This window comes from Candidatus Paceibacterota bacterium (assembly GCA_036517255.1).
Taxonomy (GTDB): domain Bacteria; phylum Patescibacteriota; class Minisyncoccia; order Phycocordibacterales; family WO2-35-19; genus DATDXE01.
In genome coordinates, this window is record DATDXE010000014.1 from 55,495 (window position 1) to 70,544 (window position 15,050).

General features: G+C 42.9%; 22 protein-coding genes and 5 tRNA genes. 14 read left to right on the top strand and 13 right to left on the bottom strand.

The window, feature by feature from the left end:
* Positions 1 to 77: 77 nt before the first annotated feature.
* The 3 genes from VJH67_02360 to VJH67_02370 all read right to left on the bottom strand — a co-directional run bounded on the left by VJH67_02360 (position 78) and on the right by VJH67_02370 (position 1,361).
* Complete coding sequence (locus VJH67_02360; GenBank protein HEY4516009.1) at positions 78 to 527, bottom strand: pyridoxamine 5'-phosphate oxidase family protein; 450 nt, start codon at positions 525 to 527, stop codon at positions 78 to 80.
* Positions 528 to 542: 15 nt separating this feature from the next.
* Positions 543 to 627 (bottom strand) — tRNA-Ser (locus tag VJH67_02365).
* Between the two features lie 515 nt (positions 628 to 1,142).
* Complete coding sequence (locus VJH67_02370) at positions 1,143 to 1,361, bottom strand: DUF5652 family protein (GenBank protein ID HEY4516010.1); 219 nt, start codon at positions 1,359 to 1,361, stop codon at positions 1,143 to 1,145.
* Positions 1,362 to 1,389: 28 nt separating this feature from the next.
* Here VJH67_02370 and ruvX point away from each other — a divergent pair, with 28 nt between their 5' ends.
* Genes ruvX through VJH67_02400 form a run of 6 tightly spaced genes read left to right on the top strand, consistent with a single transcriptional unit; the run spans position 1,390 to position 4,528 of the window.
* Positions 1,390 to 1,779, top strand: coding sequence for a Holliday junction resolvase RuvX (gene ruvX, locus VJH67_02375; protein HEY4516011.1), 390 nt, complete (start codon positions 1,390 to 1,392; stop codon positions 1,777 to 1,779).
* 35 nt (positions 1,780 to 1,814) lie between these two features.
* Positions 1,815 to 2,771, top strand: coding sequence for a hypothetical protein (locus VJH67_02380; GenBank protein ID HEY4516012.1), 957 nt, complete (start codon positions 1,815 to 1,817; stop codon positions 2,769 to 2,771).
* A gap of 6 nt (positions 2,772 to 2,777) precedes the next feature.
* Positions 2,778 to 3,317: a hypothetical protein gene (locus VJH67_02385; protein HEY4516013.1), complete on the top strand. Its 540-nt coding sequence runs from the start codon at positions 2,778 to 2,780 to the stop codon at positions 3,315 to 3,317.
* A gap of 1 nt (position 3,318) precedes the next feature.
* Positions 3,319 to 3,852, top strand: a complete 534-nt coding sequence (locus VJH67_02390; GenBank protein ID HEY4516014.1) for a hypothetical protein — start codon at positions 3,319 to 3,321, stop codon at positions 3,850 to 3,852.
* 1 nt (position 3,853) lies between these two features.
* On the top strand, positions 3,854 to 4,135 hold the full coding sequence (locus tag VJH67_02395; protein HEY4516015.1) for a hypothetical protein: 282 nt from the start codon (positions 3,854 to 3,856) through the stop codon (positions 4,133 to 4,135).
* 45 nt (positions 4,136 to 4,180) lie between these two features.
* The gene (locus tag VJH67_02400) at positions 4,181 to 4,528 is read left to right on the top strand and encodes a hypothetical protein (GenBank protein HEY4516016.1); all 348 of its coding nucleotides are present in this window, start codon (positions 4,181 to 4,183) and stop codon (positions 4,526 to 4,528) included.
* Between the two features lie 147 nt (positions 4,529 to 4,675).
* Here VJH67_02400 and VJH67_02405 read toward each other — a convergent pair whose 3' ends face one another.
* From VJH67_02405 to VJH67_02425, 5 genes are all read right to left on the bottom strand, one after another.
* The gene (locus tag VJH67_02405; GenBank protein HEY4516017.1) at positions 4,676 to 4,954 is read right to left on the bottom strand and encodes a hypothetical protein; all 279 of its coding nucleotides are present in this window, start codon (positions 4,952 to 4,954) and stop codon (positions 4,676 to 4,678) included.
* Positions 4,955 to 4,969: 15 nt separating this feature from the next.
* Entirely contained in the window at positions 4,970 to 5,266 is a 297-nt protein-coding gene (locus VJH67_02410; GenBank protein HEY4516018.1) for a hypothetical protein, read from the bottom strand.
* A 69-nt stretch (positions 5,267 to 5,335) separates the two neighbouring features.
* Positions 5,336 to 5,575 (bottom strand): GIY-YIG nuclease family protein, encoded by a 240-nt coding sequence (locus VJH67_02415; GenBank protein HEY4516019.1) that lies wholly within the window; start codon positions 5,573 to 5,575, stop codon positions 5,336 to 5,338.
* A 154-nt stretch (positions 5,576 to 5,729) separates the two neighbouring features.
* Positions 5,730 to 5,804 (bottom strand) — tRNA-Arg (locus VJH67_02420).
* 373 nt (positions 5,805 to 6,177) lie between these two features.
* A tRNA-Val gene (locus tag VJH67_02425) sits at positions 6,178 to 6,250 on the bottom strand.
* A gap of 79 nt (positions 6,251 to 6,329) precedes the next feature.
* Here VJH67_02425 and VJH67_02430 point away from each other — a divergent pair.
* Both VJH67_02430 and VJH67_02435 read left to right on the top strand, forming a co-directional pair.
* Entirely contained in the window at positions 6,330 to 7,073 is a 744-nt protein-coding gene (locus VJH67_02430; protein ID HEY4516020.1) for an RluA family pseudouridine synthase, read from the top strand.
* Positions 7,074 to 7,149: 76 nt separating this feature from the next.
* Positions 7,150 to 7,860, top strand: coding sequence for a hypothetical protein (locus tag VJH67_02435; GenBank protein ID HEY4516021.1), 711 nt, complete (start codon positions 7,150 to 7,152; stop codon positions 7,858 to 7,860).
* Between the two features lie 443 nt (positions 7,861 to 8,303).
* Here the strand turns inward: VJH67_02435 and VJH67_02440 are convergent, their stop codons facing one another.
* On the bottom strand, positions 8,304 to 8,648 hold the full coding sequence (locus VJH67_02440; GenBank protein ID HEY4516022.1) for a four helix bundle protein: 345 nt from the start codon (positions 8,646 to 8,648) through the stop codon (positions 8,304 to 8,306).
* 55 nt (positions 8,649 to 8,703) lie between these two features.
* Here VJH67_02440 and VJH67_02445 point away from each other — a divergent pair, with 55 nt between their 5' ends.
* The 4 genes from VJH67_02445 (at position 8,704) to VJH67_02460 (ending at position 10,380) form a co-directional block, all read left to right on the top strand.
* Complete coding sequence (locus tag VJH67_02445; protein ID HEY4516023.1) at positions 8,704 to 9,702, top strand: reverse transcriptase/maturase family protein; 999 nt, start codon at positions 8,704 to 8,706, stop codon at positions 9,700 to 9,702.
* Positions 9,703 to 9,731: 29 nt separating this feature from the next.
* The gene (rplS, locus tag VJH67_02450) at positions 9,732 to 10,181 is read left to right on the top strand and encodes a 50S ribosomal protein L19 (GenBank protein ID HEY4516024.1); all 450 of its coding nucleotides are present in this window, start codon (positions 9,732 to 9,734) and stop codon (positions 10,179 to 10,181) included.
* Between the two features lie 29 nt (positions 10,182 to 10,210).
* A tRNA-Leu gene (locus VJH67_02455) sits at positions 10,211 to 10,292 on the top strand.
* Between the two features lie 14 nt (positions 10,293 to 10,306).
* Positions 10,307 to 10,380: transfer RNA gene (locus VJH67_02460), tRNA-His, on the top strand.
* A 545-nt stretch (positions 10,381 to 10,925) separates the two neighbouring features.
* Here VJH67_02460 and VJH67_02465 read toward each other — a convergent pair.
* A complete protein-coding gene (locus VJH67_02465; GenBank protein ID HEY4516025.1) occupies positions 10,926 to 11,579 on the bottom strand; it encodes a VTT domain-containing protein in 654 nt (217 codons plus the stop codon).
* An 18-nt stretch (positions 11,580 to 11,597) separates the two neighbouring features.
* Here VJH67_02465 and VJH67_02470 point away from each other — a divergent pair, with 18 nt between their 5' ends.
* Positions 11,598 to 12,461, top strand: coding sequence for a class I SAM-dependent methyltransferase (locus tag VJH67_02470; protein ID HEY4516026.1), 864 nt, complete (start codon positions 11,598 to 11,600; stop codon positions 12,459 to 12,461).
* 46 nt (positions 12,462 to 12,507) lie between these two features.
* On the opposite strand, the gene VJH67_02475 is transcribed toward VJH67_02470, so the two are convergent.
* Positions 12,508 to 13,056, bottom strand: coding sequence for a DeoR family transcriptional regulator (locus VJH67_02475; protein ID HEY4516027.1), 549 nt, complete (start codon positions 13,054 to 13,056; stop codon positions 12,508 to 12,510).
* A 113-nt stretch (positions 13,057 to 13,169) separates the two neighbouring features.
* Between VJH67_02475 and VJH67_02480 the strand changes: the two genes are divergently transcribed.
* Positions 13,170 to 13,964, top strand: coding sequence for an SIMPL domain-containing protein (locus tag VJH67_02480; protein HEY4516028.1), 795 nt, complete (start codon positions 13,170 to 13,172; stop codon positions 13,962 to 13,964).
* A 70-nt stretch (positions 13,965 to 14,034) separates the two neighbouring features.
* Here VJH67_02480 and rplK read toward each other — a convergent pair whose 3' ends face one another.
* Together rplK and nusG are read right to left on the bottom strand one after the other, a co-directional pair.
* Positions 14,035 to 14,457, bottom strand: a complete 423-nt coding sequence (gene rplK, locus VJH67_02485) for a 50S ribosomal protein L11 (protein ID HEY4516029.1) — start codon at positions 14,455 to 14,457, stop codon at positions 14,035 to 14,037.
* A 17-nt stretch (positions 14,458 to 14,474) separates the two neighbouring features.
* Positions 14,475 to 15,020, bottom strand: coding sequence for a transcription termination/antitermination protein NusG (nusG, locus tag VJH67_02490; protein HEY4516030.1), 546 nt, complete (start codon positions 15,018 to 15,020; stop codon positions 14,475 to 14,477).
* Positions 15,021 to 15,050 lie beyond the last annotated feature (30 nt).

A 15,050-nucleotide genomic window follows, 5' to 3' on the forward strand; every position in this document is an offset into this window, starting at 1 on the left:
CGATTCCTCCTCGGCGGTTTTTCTGTTTCCACTTTCTACCTATCTTTATCAAAATATGTCTAAGAATAAGGAGTTATTTAATATAATTCAACTGTTTCCTTTTTGTAACCAAAAGATTTGCTGTGGATGACCTCTATTTTAGTTGGTTTGAGAACATACCAAGACTGACCTTTTTCTAAAATCTCACCTGCTCTCTCGGGAATTTTAAGACCCCTTTTTTCTTCCAATTTCTTTTCATATTCAAAAAGTGACCCTTCAATTTTTTCGACAACTCCTTCAATTTGCAAAGCTCTTTCATCATGAGTTTTACGACTTGCGGTAATCGTGCAAGCAACTTTATTATTTTTCTCTATTGCTTTTGAATGTCTTGTGTTTGGAAGCGAAATCCAATAAAGATTAAATTTGTCATCCTTAATATAAATAACATCTGCTACCCAAACGCCACCTTCATCCACAGTTCCCAAACTCATAACATACCCATCTTCCAAAACTTTCTCCGCTAGATTTCTAATTCCTTCTTTATTCATAACGTAATTATAACTTGGCGGAAGGGGCGAGAGTCGAACTCGCAAGCCCTTGCGGGCGACAGTTTTCAAGACTGTTGGAATACCATTATCCGACCCTTCCAATATTATTCTGCGACCAACTCTTTTCAGAGTGGTGTTCTGCGTAATGACAATTAGGACAAACTATCTCTAAATTGCACTTGTCATTATTACTGCGATTCCTGTCTTTGTGATGCACTTGCAGTATCTTCTGATCATTATAACCACACCTCTCGCACACCGCACCTCTTTCCCTAAACAAGGCCAACTTGATTGATCTTTGGTTGAAGGCATTGTCCCTTGGCCTACCAATTTTATACTTTATTCCTTCCCTGTGTTTATTCGAACATGCTCTACTACAGGTTTTCTTATTAAGACCGCCCAAGATAAGGTTTCCACAAACCAGGCAAGGTATTTCCTTCCTACAAGAAATACCATAACATTTCTGACCACAGTATGCTTTACCAGAGCTTTCGACTAGAGCAGAAGGCCTTCTATATACAGGCTTTTTACATATAACGCAAGAAATATTAGGGTTTCTTTTGTATTGCTCTGGCACTCATCCAGTATACCACAAATTAGTGATGTTTTGAGAATTTATTTCTCCACTGTTTCCACTTCGTATTTGCGGGCGATTAAGAAGATGTAGATAAAATCGAGGATGGCGAAAGTGTTGGAAATAAAGAGGATAGCAAACCACCACTTTTGGCCAAGGCGGGAAGCGTACCAAAGGGCGAAAGCCTTCACTGGTAAGGTGATGAGCGAAAGAATCAAAAGCTCATTACTTGATGTCAGTGCGGTGACTAGAGTATCCATGCTATGATTTTATCACAATAAAAAACTGATGCGATATCTCGGAATTGACTATGGCAGTAAAAGAATAGGGCTCTCTATTTCAGATGAAGAGGGCAGGATGGCTTTCCCTCACTCGGTGGTGGAAAACGACTCGCATGCTCTAGAAAATATATCAAATATTATTATTGGTAACGCAGTGGACACGGTGGTAGTAGGGGAATCAAAAAATTTCAAAGGAGAAGCAAATGAAATACAAAAGAGTATCGATAAGTTTGCTAAAGCTTTGGAAGCGAAAGAAATGGAACTTGATATCGTTTTCGAACCAGAATTTATGACTAGTAGCCAAGCGGAAAAAATACAGGGCAAAAATAATATGCTCGATGCCTCGGCGGCCACTATAATTTTACAAAGCTTCCTGGACAGAAAACTCTCTAACTAGAATTTTTGTCAGAATTGTTTGGTATAATTGAGAGCATGTCGCTCCGTGACAAATTCCTCAAAAGTTTTCCGCCACCTCAATATATAGATGTGCCTTATAGCAGTATCGCTTTTTCTGATTCGCACTTGCGCTTACTTTCCCTCGATCGGCTAAAACATCCAGCCTATCATGCTGAGGTGAAATTGGAATCGGGCATCATAGACAAAGGGGAAGTGAAGGATATGGAAAAATTGATTAGCCTTTTGGTAGCTCAAAAATCGAAACTGCCAAGCCCTTTCATAAAATTTTCCATTCCTGATGACGCTTCGTATATTTTTAATTCAGAAGTGCCGGCTTCCCCCGGGAGGGACCTTCGGGAAAGTGTGCGTTTTGTGTTGGAAGAGAATGTGCCGTTGCCTCTCGGCGATGTGGCTTTCGATTTTATTCCGCGTGAAGTACAGAAAACAGCAGATGGTTATAAAGCTCGGATCGTCGGGATCGCCGCCTCGAGCTCGCTTATCGCTTCATATGTGGAGAGTTTGCGAAAAGCTGAGCTAGAACCGATTGCTTGTATGCATGAGTCGCAGGCGACGGCGAACGCTGTCATAGCCAAAGATTTTCACCAAGTGGCGGTGATAGTGCACATCCACCTTCAGTCGGTCGGTATCTACATAGTGAAGGATAGGGTGGTGGAATTTTCTTCCGCGGTACTCGTCAGTATGGAGGATGCGACGCTGGCTTTGAAAGTTATAAAATCAGAAGTACTAAAAGCTTTGGAGTATTGGTCTTCCCGTTTGCATTTGATAGCCGAGACAGATGAAGCCTTGCATTGTTTTGTTTGCGGCAGGCACGACATAGGTAAACAACTTGTTTTCGAAATCGGAGAAGCAAGCGGGATGACAGCTGAACTGGCCCAAGTATGGAATAATTTATTCTCCTTGCGAGAATACATACCGGAAATTTCTTTCGAAGATTCTTTAAAATACCCATCGGCCATTGGCCTCTGCGTTTAAAATAAAATGGATACCAATATTTTACCTGAACAGGAAATAGAGATTTTAGAAAAAGGTTACCGTCGTAGGGTGCTCATCGTGTTCTTACGCGCCACCTTCCTTTTATTTATCGCGCTCTCTGTTTTGATGTTGTGTTCCTATATAATCGCTAGATATAAATTAGAGGAAGCTCTCGAAAGTTCTAAAGCAGGCTCTCTTTCAAGCGGATACGCTGAGACGGCTATAGCCCCTGTGGCTATAAATGAAAAAGTGGCAATAGTGCTCGGTTTCGAGAGTCGGCCTTCGCTTGCCATGAGAGTAACTAGTTTTTACAAAGCGGCTTCGGCTCAAATATCTCTCGTCGGTGTTTCTTACAAACAAAAAGGAAAAAATAATGATGCGGAGGAAGTGGTACTCACGGGAACTGCTTTGAATAGGGAAGCATTGCGTTCTTTTGAAAAAGAGGTCAGCAAGCTGGAATTTGTAGCAGGCACTTCCGTGCCGGTGTCGGCCTTTACCCGCGATAAGGATTTGTCTTTCAGTATGAATGTGGAGATAAAAAAGTAAAATGCGAAATAAATATTTACCTGCAAAAAAAGATTTCTTTTTCGCTCTCAGCTTGGCCTGTCTTTCCTTGCTTGGATTTTTAGCTACTATTTTCCTACTCAATTCTAAAAGTGCCTCTCTGGTCGAGGCTTTGCCCGGCTCTCTCGATGCTCCGCTCGATATCGAAACCGTGCTGGCAATAAAGAAAACTCTGGCAGAAAAGAAGGTGGATATAGAGACTCTAAATTCTTCCTTCGTTACTTCTAGTGGCGAAGTTGCTTTTATCGAGACGGTAGAAAAGATAGCTGCTCTTTCAGGTGTGGATGTGGAAATAGTTTCTGTGGATGTGGGGGAATATGGTGGATCAAAAAACTTTGAAAGTTTGAATTTGCAAGTCCGTTTCGAAGGAAATTGGAGTGAGGCTGAGGGATTCCTCTCTTCTGTCGAAGATGCTCCTTACGCCGTCACTCTCGGTGACATCGAGATGACGGCTTCGCAGAACGCAGTTTGGCTTGGCGAAGTAGGGCTTTCTGTACTGAAAGTGAAAAACAAATAAAATGTTGAAAATTCCTTTTTTAAAAAATAATAAGGCTCCGACCTTGGTAGGTTTGCACAAAAAAGCTACTTCTCCTGGTGCGGTATGGATAATTATCATTCTGACCTCTGTTGCCCTAGTTTTTATTTGTGCCTTGTATTCTCTATATATATCGGTGCGCCTCTTAAATAATGATCCGTTTGTGCGCGCCCGCGATACCTCTCTTGAGCTATCAAAAAATATCAATGTAGAACGCTTGGAAAAAGCAGTGCAAATAATAAAAGAGAAACAAAATCAATTTTGACACCTGACTTGGTTCAGGTAGATTGATAGGAGGAAAGGAGGGCGCATGCCCATCGATCAGAATAAACTAGCTTTCTTCATCGAGAAGGGACTCGTGTTTGTCGAGAGTGGGCTGGTCGGAGAGGCGAGGGACTGTTACATACGCATTGCGGTGGGTAGTAGACCTCTCTTTCAGGCTTGTGTCCTCGGCATCGCTCTCGCTGGGAAGCTTAGAAGTCCGGCTGACGCCGTGAGCCTTTTTCCGAAAGATGGAAGTTGGCCTCATTTGGCCCACCTTCTTGATTGTGATTTGGAACTAGCTCGGCGGGTCGTGGCTTACCACATGTCGGGTGAGAGTGCCAAAGAAATCATGCTACTTCTTCGGGCTGGTCCCCTCGAGCATCTCACTTTCTAGCCCCCAACTAAACGATCCCGGGTCGCCCTCACAGGTGGCCCGGTTTCTGTTTGTGTAAGGAGGTAATTAATTTAAGGAGTGCGTGTAGTTATAAAAACAGAAACCGCCGAAGCAGGTTTCTGCTCGGCGGAATTAAATAATGAAGAGTCAGACTGAGACTGGCTTGATCCCGCCAATCCCAGCCATTTCAGATGCGAATCGGAGAGCTTTGCGAGCGACCTCATCGGCAACTGTGGCGATTGCCAGCGGTGTCTCTTGTAGATCACCATTCTGGTAAACATTCACCACTCCCATACCAGTCGGAAGTTGGGTTACCATTACAACTGAAGTAGTTATCCCTTCCTCCTCTTTGGCACGCTTGCTCCAGTAGGCAAGCAGAAGTATGGTTTCCTGGAGTTTCTCACTTGCTGAGATTGTTGCGGGCATAATCTTCTGTCCTTTCTAGTTATTACCCGGAATGATCCAAGCGACGAGTCGCAGACCCTCCGTAGTTCCTTTCTCGTTCAGATGAGCTACAACTCTCTCTTTCTCCACATCCGCTTCTTCAGCAGTTTGGAAGATCTGAAAGAAAGTCTTTGGTTCTCCGCAGTGTTCTTGAGGCGGAGCTCCGAGGAGATACTTTTTGCTTTCCTCGCCCTCTTTGACGATGAGTCCGATGGCAAAGTTTCCTTCCAAGAGGACGGTTTGGCACTTCTTACAACCTTGAGTGATGCCGTGAGGGTGTGTTACCACTTGCACGACTAATGAATTTTCCATTGAGAACGGTTCCCCTTTCCGCAACAAAATTACCTTTTTGGGAAGGGTTTGTCAAATCAATCTTTTGTTTCTAAAAGCAAATCCTGAACTGGATTTTAGATACCTCTCAAATTCTTGTGATTTGGTTTTGTTTTCAAAAGCTCCATACCAAACTAATTTAAATGGAGCCTTTGTGGAGGAGTATGTGGCCTTACTATTATTATGTTCAGTAATTCTTCTTTTTATATCCGATGTTGAACCAATATAAAAAGTTTTATCTTTTAAACTTTGAATTATATAACAGTAGTACATAGGTATTTGCCCCACGTCGCCCCACTCCACTACGTTACGCGGGGCTATGCGGGACCACTTCGCTTTTTATAATAACGAAATTAGTACTATTTTGAAAATTGTTTTTCTGGTGCTTGCACCGCGAAGCTTTTGGAGCATAGCGGAAAAAGCGAAGTGGTGCTCCCGGCAGGAATCGAACCTACATCAACTCCTTAGAAGAGAGCTGCTCTATCCATTGAGCTACGGGAGCAATCTTACTCACGCGCCGATTGCTGTGGCGTTGGAACCAGTTTAATACAAAAAGGAAGTACGAGCTAGCCGTACTCCTTTATGAGTTTTGCCACTTCTTCTTCGGAGATCGGCCCGTAAGTGTAACACCGATCTTCTTCCTCTGGTTCGCAGCAGTCGCATTCAAAGTCGTCTTCCCACTGAATGTAACGACCGTCTGGCAACTTGAAAACATGAGCGCACCAATGAGCTGTCGGCAATATGCAACTAGTGTCGCACTTGCCGTAGTCTTGGAAAATATCCTCTTTTCGGGGAGGATTTGCGTAGCAAAGTTCAGCCATATCGATCCTTCCCTTCTGAAGACTAATCTACCCTAGATAGTATCAAATTCAAAGTGCGGGATGCAGGACTCGAACCTGCGACCTTCCCAGTGTAAATGGGTTGCTCTACCAACTGAGCTAATCCCGCAATCGGATGAAAGCTAAATGTGCGATATTTAAAACAGGAACAAATATACCATAACATTAATTTATGGCATAGTATATAAATGCAACCGGAAATAATCTATGAAGATGAAAGTATCGTGGCTGTAAATAAGCCTTCTGGACTCTTGGTCCATCCTGCTTCATCTACAGAAAGGCCGGACGCTATTTCTAAAGAAGAAACTCTTTCTGATTGGGTATTGGCAAAATATCCTGGAACGGCTGAAGTGGGTGAGCCGATTATTTTAAAAACAGGAGAAATCATAAAAAGGCCGGGTATCGTGCATCGGTTGGACAAAGAGACGAGCGGTGTTATCCTCATCGCTAAAACAGAGGAAGCTTTCCAGCATTTGAAATCGCAATTTAAAAACAGGCAAATAGAAAAAACATATCGGGCTTTTGTGTGGGGGAATTTTAAAGAGCTCGAGGGAGAAATAAATAAACCTATTGGTCGAAGCGTTTCTGATTTTAGAAAGAAGTCGGCTGGCCGCGGAGCTACTGGCTTACAAAGAGAAGCTCTTACTTTATACAAAGTCATAGCTCAAAATAATGAGAATGCCTATTTGGAAGTGTATCCTAAAACGGGACGCACTCATCAGATAAGGGTACATTTGCAGTCGATAAGCCGGCCTGTTGTCGGTGATACTCTCTATGCTCCGAAACTGCCTCTAGCTTTGGGCTTCGAGCGCCTTGCTTTGCATGCTCTTTCAGTCAAGTTCCTCGACCTTTCTGGGAAAGAAATCTCTGTCTTAGCTCCTCTGCCCCAGGATTTTAAAGAGGCGGAAGCTTGCTTTTTAGACAACAAATGATATAATATAGGTAGATGCAGAAAGGACCCCAAGCCCCTGCACAAGTGTGTTTTTAACGAAAGATGAGGGCGACTATATGTCGATTGCATCTACTGTAAAAGAAGGTCAGATCGATGAGATCTGCCGGACTGCCGACGCATTTACGAAATCCGTGGTGCGTACTGCTCTCGAAGAATTGATTGCCGAAGGCGAACTCGAAACTGAGGGAGCTCAGCGGGTAATCTCAAATGGTGATCGTCTGAGAGCCAAAATGATCCCCGCCTACAAGGTGGCGATTGCGGAACTCTCAACGAAAAGAACGAGCTGTCTTGCACTCATTTCGAGTGGCAAGAAGGTCGTCATCAAGGCTACGACTGGCAAGAAATTGATCAGTGGGGCTAAGGACACGTTCCCTGGTTGGATCGATGCCGACTTTACAAATTACGGCTGCGATGTTCTCGGAGAGGCGAAGCCGGAAACGCCAGTCGAAGTCTTCGAGATGACAGCTGCCGCTGATTTCTCGGGCATATTTGGGAGTTTCGATGTTGAGCTCGATGATCTCGCCTTCGACCAAGAGCAGGTGATCGAGTTTGCCCGCGAAAATACAGACTGGCTTCATCCGGAAGGCTACGCCACCTTGCTTCTTTTCAAAGTTGGAAAAGGTGGGAAAAAGAAGTTCTTCGTGGCGCGTGTCTGCCGGAGTGCCGGCCGTCTCGAGGCCTATGCCCACCACTTTTCGATCGACTATGTCTGGGATGCCGAGCACCGGTATCGTGTGGTTGTCCCGCAACTGAAACTCAAATCTTAGGGCTCGACCCTTTGATTCTCAATCCCTTGGACCCTCTATCAACTTTGGTTGGTATGGCCCAAGGGATTTTTGTTATACTAATATTCCAATATATGGATGCATCGCGGTCATGACTTCGATGCCATGATTGGGTGAAAATATTATTTGAGAATTTTGTTGGCTACGGCTTATAGAAGAGTAGATATATTTTTACAAACAAAAAATATTTAGTTGGTGTAGTAAACTGGAGGACTTTTATGTCCCAAATAATATAGCTTTTTGTCGTGATTCGGCAGATTGCTTTTTGGATGGTTTACTGCACATTTCTTCGTGGCGAATGTCTACCGGAATGCCGGCAATCTCAAGGCCAATGCCAACCACTTTTCGAACGACAATGTCTGGAATGCCGAGAACCGGAATCGTGTGGTTGTCCCGAAACTAGTTATTTCTTCCCGAGAAATTTATTACTTCGCGGGGAGTTTTGTTTCCAAGCCTTTCTTCCATCCTCCGAGCATTCGACCTATCTCTTCAAGTTTCACTGACAGTTCAGAATGTTTTTCTGTCGGTATGAGTTTATTCTCCCAAGCTAGTTGCACGAAGAATTTTACTGCATCGAGTTTTGAGATCGTCTTCCTAAGTGCTATAATTTTCTCTACTGTTGGCAGATAAGCTGAATTTAGAGTGTATTCCAGGAGAGATAAGAGACTCTGGTCTAATCTATAACCGATTCCGAACCTTTCGACCCTAGGGAAGTTCCTTAAAATATTGAGCCAGAGAGAATAAACCTCTTTTTCTTTTATAATTACCACGGGCGGTCGTGCGGGGGGGGGGCATTATTGTCATATTTTTTGTGTTCTAATTTTTATGAAAAATAAAATAATCATCTCTTATCTAGATATTATATCAGTTCAAAATCTTTACGAAGCATGGGAAGAATTTCTGCCCGGAAAAAAGAAGAAAGAAGATGTGGCAGAATTTGCATTAAATTTGTCTAGTAATATTTTAAAATTGCATTCCGATCTAGTTAATAGAAATTATACCCATGGAGCTTACAAAGCTTTTAACATTTCTGACCCAAAACCTCGTAATATTCATAAAGCCTCTGTTCGCGATCGGCTCTTGCACCATGCTATTTATAAAATCCTGTACCCATACTTCGATAGGCTTTTTATTTTTGACTCATATTCCTGTCGTGTGGCTAAAGGAACACACAAAGCCATAGAAAGATTTAAAAAATTTGGAAACCAAGTCTCCAAGAGCAATACCAAAACTTGTTGGGTTTTGAAGTGTGACATACGAAAATTTTTTGCAAGTATAAATCATAAGATTTTGCTAGACATTTTAAAAAAATATATAAAAGACCGAGAAATCATTTGGCTTCTAGAAAGAATTATATTAAGTTTCTTTTCAACAAAGGTTGGGGTCGGTTTACCTCTGGGCAATCTTACGTCTCAACTTTTGGTGAATATTTATATGAATGAATTTGATCAATATATAAAACATATATTAAAAATTCGACATTATATACGTTATGCCGATGATTTTGTTTTTCTTGATACTGATAAGGATCGGCTTTTGGAACTTATTCCTAGGACAGCTGATTTTCTAGACGAGCACCTCAAACTACAAATTCATCCTGACAAACTGTTTATCCGAACTCTTGCTTCTGGCTTGGATTTTCTCGGCTGGGTACATTTTCCGAAATATCGAGTATTGCGGACCGTAACAAAAAGGAGAATGTTCAAAAGAATAAAAGAAGTAGAGTGGAATAAAGAGACGGTAGGTTCTTATCTTGGGATGCTAAGATGGGGGGATAATTACAATCTGGAGCAGATTATAGAAGATGAAAAATCGTTGCACTGAAGCACTTTATGTGTTAGATTTGTCCAGTCATGATTATTTCGCCTGTAAATATCGAAGAGAGAGAAAAGCTCGACCTCCGCAGTGGGGACACTATTCGCGTTACTCAGAAAATCACTGAAAAAGATAAGAAAACAGGCAAACCTAAAGTTCGTCTCCAATTGTTCGAAGGCTTGTGCCTCGCAGTAAAGCACGGCAAGGAAGCGGGAGGCACTTTCACCTTGAGAAAAGTGGCGAGTGGGGTGGGGGTAGAAAGAATTTTCCCTTTGTATTCTCCATCTATCGATAAAATAGAAGTTACAAAAAGATCAAAAGTGCGCAGAGCCAAGCTCTATCACATTCGCGAAAAAGCTGCCAAAGAAATCAAGAGGCAGATGAGGAATATAAGAACTCTACCTGAAGTTTCCGTGCCCGAAGAAATACTTGAACCTATAGAAAATATCGCTCCGGAAACTCAAAAACAAGAAGCCAAAGTTGAATAAAGCTCAAATTTAAATATACTTTAGCTATTGCCCAGGTGGAGAAATTGGTAGACTTACTACCTTGAGGTGGTAGCGCCGAAAGGCATGCAGGTTCGAGTCCTGTCCTGGGCACTCGGTTATTAATGGTGGCTATAGTTTAGTGGTAAAACTCCGGTTTGTGGAACCGGTATCGAGAGTCCGATTCTCTCTAGCCACCCCAAAATTACAAATATACGGATTTTGAAAATTTAATACGTGAGGGGCCTGGAGTGACCAGGCCCCGGGGCGTTATGCTCGTTCCACATTCTTCATCCACCATACGGAGTAGAGCATTTCATCTTCGGTCACTCCGCTCTGTCGCCTTGAGACGACTTGAACGTAATCAGGGTGTGAACGCATCAGTTTGCGTCCCTTTCCTCTTACCACGGCGATGGACCCGGACACCCTGTTCTTCACTAAGTCCCCAGGTTTGAGCGAACTTTTTTCAGTTGCGCTGATAGGGCGACACAGCGATTCTATTGATGCCAATACGAAAAATATGGTCGGCTTCGAAATTGCGTTTCGAAACCGACCGCGCCGCTCACAAGGAGCGGGGCTGGCGGAAAGGATGAGACCCTTGCCGACAACATGCACGCCTCGTGTATCCTCGCGGTCGAATGGTATCAAGAGAGCCGCCCGCGGTCAACAAGTTATCCACAGTTGCCGTCTGGAGTGGAACCTAGTCTGCCAACCAAGTCCGCGCTGCCACTGCCCAACCCCTGCGCATCATGAGTTGACTGGCTTTTTCCACATAACCCAAAACATAACAACAAGAAACATAGCTATCGAAAGGTAGAGTGAGAATTCTCTAAAGGCTTCCGTCAGCACCAACGATCCGAAATAAACTGTCACAAGGTGACTTGGTATCAAGCCTATCAAAGTACCGAGCATATAATCGCTGAAACTTATTTTGGTAATACCCATTAGGAGGGAGAGGATATTGAAGGGCATGATCGGAGTGATGCGTAAAATCACGACCGCAGTCAAACCTCTTTTCGATACTCTGTCGTAATAGCCGTTGAATTTTTCTAAAGATTCTTTTTCCAAAATATTTTCGATGAAAAGCCGACCCAAGAGGCGAGAGACGATGAATATAATGGAAGCACTCACCATCCCAGCTACCAAACTGTAGAGTGTGCCTTCGGTAAATCCGAAAAGTACTCCAGCGATCGCCATGAGTGGGGTGGTCGGCGTGACCATACTGAGGAAAGCGTAGAGACTCATGAAAATAATCGGCGCTTTTTGGGAAGCTTCGACATAACTTCGGATTTCTTCTATCGGGATACGATCACCCCATACTGAATAACTGAAAAGACCGACAATGATGACGCCGGAAAATATGAGAAAGAGGATTGTTCTAAATTTGCCCCACTTTGACATACGTGTATCATATCATTTATGGATTACTCACTTCTAGATTCGGGGGATCAGCGCAAGCTCGAGAGGTTCGGAGAGTTTGTTCTCTCCCGTCCTGAAAGCCAGGCTCTTTGGAAAAAAGCTCTATCTGACGAAGAGTGGCAGAAAGCAGATGCTACTTTTGAAAAAGGTGTGGGTTGGCAGACGCAGAAAGGATTACCAGATGGCGGATGGACAGTAGAGATAGGAGGAATAAAATTTAAAATAAATCTCAAATCATTCAAACACACTGGTGTTTTCCCTGAGCAAATTGAAAATTGGCATTTTATTGAAAATTTATTAAAAATTAAAAATTCTAAATTAAAAATTTTAAACTTATTCGGTTATACGGGTGGGGCTACTATTGCCGCGGCTCGAAGTGGCCGAGAGCAGAATGCCGAGGTGGAAGTAGTGCATGTCGATGCTTCCAAACCTTCAGTTTCGGCCGCTAAAGAAAACGCCATTTTAAATGGCTTAGAAAAAGCAAATATCAGGTATATTGTCGACGATGCACATGCTTTTGTAAAAAGAGAAATAAAAAGACAAGAAAAAGGAGTAGCTAAGTATGATGCCCTCATTCTTGATCCTCCTTCGTTCGGCCGTGGAGCCAAGGGAGAAGTGTGGAAAATAGAAGAGGATTTGGTGCCACTTCTTGAAGCATGTAAAAGTATCCTCTCCGACAATCCTGCTTTCGTTTTATTAAATGGCTATGCCTCGGGCTATTCTCACACTACTTATGCAGAGCTTCTACAGTCAGTATTTCAATTTACTTCTGGTTCTATAGAATCGGGCGAACTTTCTCTAAAAGAAAGTTCGCCCCGCGCTTTCTCCCTCCCTGCAGGGATTTTTGCTAGGTGGAAAGCTTAAAACTTCCAACCACTCAAATACCGGTATTTGAGTGGTTCACGAGCGGTTAGATTTTTATATAGTGAGTATATTTTCCCGCTTTTCCAACCTGTTGCAACTTTCCTTCTTTTTCTAAAATATCTAAATATCTTCTAGCTGTCGCGTCCGACACTCTCAAAGTTTTTTCAACATCGTCGTTAGTTATTTTTATTTTCTTATCGACCATATTCATAATCTTCTCCAATTTCCTCTTTTTCCCAATCTGTATTTTTTCCAATAAATTTCTCCACAAAGTTTTCTGCTTTGCCTCGACGTAGCCTTGAGCGTAGGCGGGCTTCGCCTCGCCGTAGCTCGACTCTAAAGGAGATGTGGAGGCTGGCATCACTTCAGTTATCGTCACTGTCTCCGGAGTTTTTATAATAGTAATGTTCTCATTCACACTTTTTTCTACAACCGGCTCAATATTTGGTTTCTCGTCTTCAGCTTCTGTTGCGTCTTTAGCTTTAACTTCAGATACGGAAGTTGTTTCTTCCTCTGGTTTTACAGGCGCGACTATTTCAGGTACTGATTCTACAGGAGTATCGACTGTAGGTGTAGGCGTATTTTCTTCTGACATATATAAATAATACTTCGTCGCGTCCTGGCCTACAAGATGAAGGAGGTGAGGTATTTCCCCCATATGCTATAATCTCGGCATTAAAAATAAACACTAATAATATGTTCAATCAAATGTTCCAAGGTACGAGCGGGGAGAGGATTTCCAAATATACAGCCTGGGCTATATTTTTACTGGCCTGTTTTCTCTTGGTCCAGGTAATTACTGGTCTGAAAAGAATGAGTTACATCGGTAAAGAAATTTATCCGCAACGAACCATTATGGTCATGGGTGAAGGTGAAGCTTTCGCCGTGCCTGATATCGGCAGTTTCTCTTTCTCTGTCACTGAATCAGGAGCGACTGTGAAAGAGGCTCAAGAAAAAGCTGATACCAAAATAAACAAAGCGCTCTCTTCGGTGCGAGAAGCTGGAGTGGAAGACAAAGATATTAAAACTACTGGTTACAACGTTTACCCAAGATATGAATGGGAGCAGATCTATTGCATCACTACTCCTTGTCCTGGAGGTAAAAATGTCCTGAACGGTTATGAAGTGAGTCAAACTATCACCGTGAAAGTAAGGGATACTGAAAAAGCAGGTGACTTGGTGACCAAGGTGGGGGCAGTAGGAGTGTCGAACATAAGCGGACTTGATTTTACTGTGGATGATAGAGAAAAATATGTGGCCATGGCCCGCGAGCAAGCGATAGAGAAAGCTAAAGAAAATGCCAAGAAATTGGCTAAAGATTTGGATGTCCGCCTCGGCAAAATGCTTTACTTCAATGACAATAGTGGCTACCCGACGCCTTACTATGGAGAAGGTATGGGAGGTGATATGGTGAGGAGCTCAGCTGCACCTATGAAAGCTGAAATCCCTGTCGGCGAGTCGAAAATAACTTCGCAAGTCAGCCTGACTTACGAGATCAAGTAATATTTAAAGACAAAATTAAAAAGGGTCCCCTTTGGTACAGTAGCCCAAGGAGGACCTTTTTTAATTTAAACTATTTGATTTCTACTCCCATTGACCTTGCCGTGCCGGCGATAATTTTCATTGCCGCTTCTACGTCGTGAGCATTTAGTTCTGGCATTTTTGTCTTAGCAATTTCTTCCAGTTGTTTCTTAGTCAAAGTGCCTACTTTTTGTGAAGGGGCTTTGCCCGCTCCTTTTTCGATGCCTAGAGTTTTGAGGATAAGGCTGGAAGCAGGAGATATTTTCAGTATGAAATCGAAAGTCCTGTCCTCATACACTGAGAGTTCCACTGGTATAGTGTCGCCCATCCTGTCGCGAGTCTGTTCATTAAACTTGGTGACGAATTCACCGATGTTGATACCAGCTGGGCCGAGAGCTGTTCCCACAGGAGGGGCAGGAGTAGCCTTGCCAGCAGGTAAAACGAGCTTTATTTTTTTGGTTACTTTTTTTGCCATAGATAGACCAATTTACATTAAATTTTCTTAATTTGCAAGAAGTCGAGTTCCACTGGAGTCTCCCGACCAAACATCGGTACCAGTACTTTTACTTTTCCTCTTTCTTGATCTACTTCACCCACTTTGCCTTCCAAATCTTTGAATGGGCCATCAGCTATCTTCACTGTGTCGCCCTCAGATACGTCGATATTGTGCTTCGGAGTGTCTGAGTTCATCCTTCTAAAAAGTTCGTCTACCTCCTTTTCTTCGAGGGGCACAGGGAACACTCCTGATCCGACGAAGCCAGTGACGCGGGGTGTGTTGCGTACCACATACCAAGAATCATCGGTGACGATCATGTTCACCAGTACATATCCAGGATATATTTTTTCTTCCTCTTCCACTCTTTTACCACCTTTCACTTTTATTTTTTTCTCTGTTGGCACCACCACATCGAAAATTTTATCTTCCATGCCGAGCGATTCGATTCTTTGTTTCAAATTCCTAGAGACGGCGTTCTCATAACCGGAGTAGGTATGGATGGCGTACCAATTTTTACCTTCTTGTATTTGTTGTTTAGACATAGTTTTAAAATTAAAAGATGGAAAAAAGAA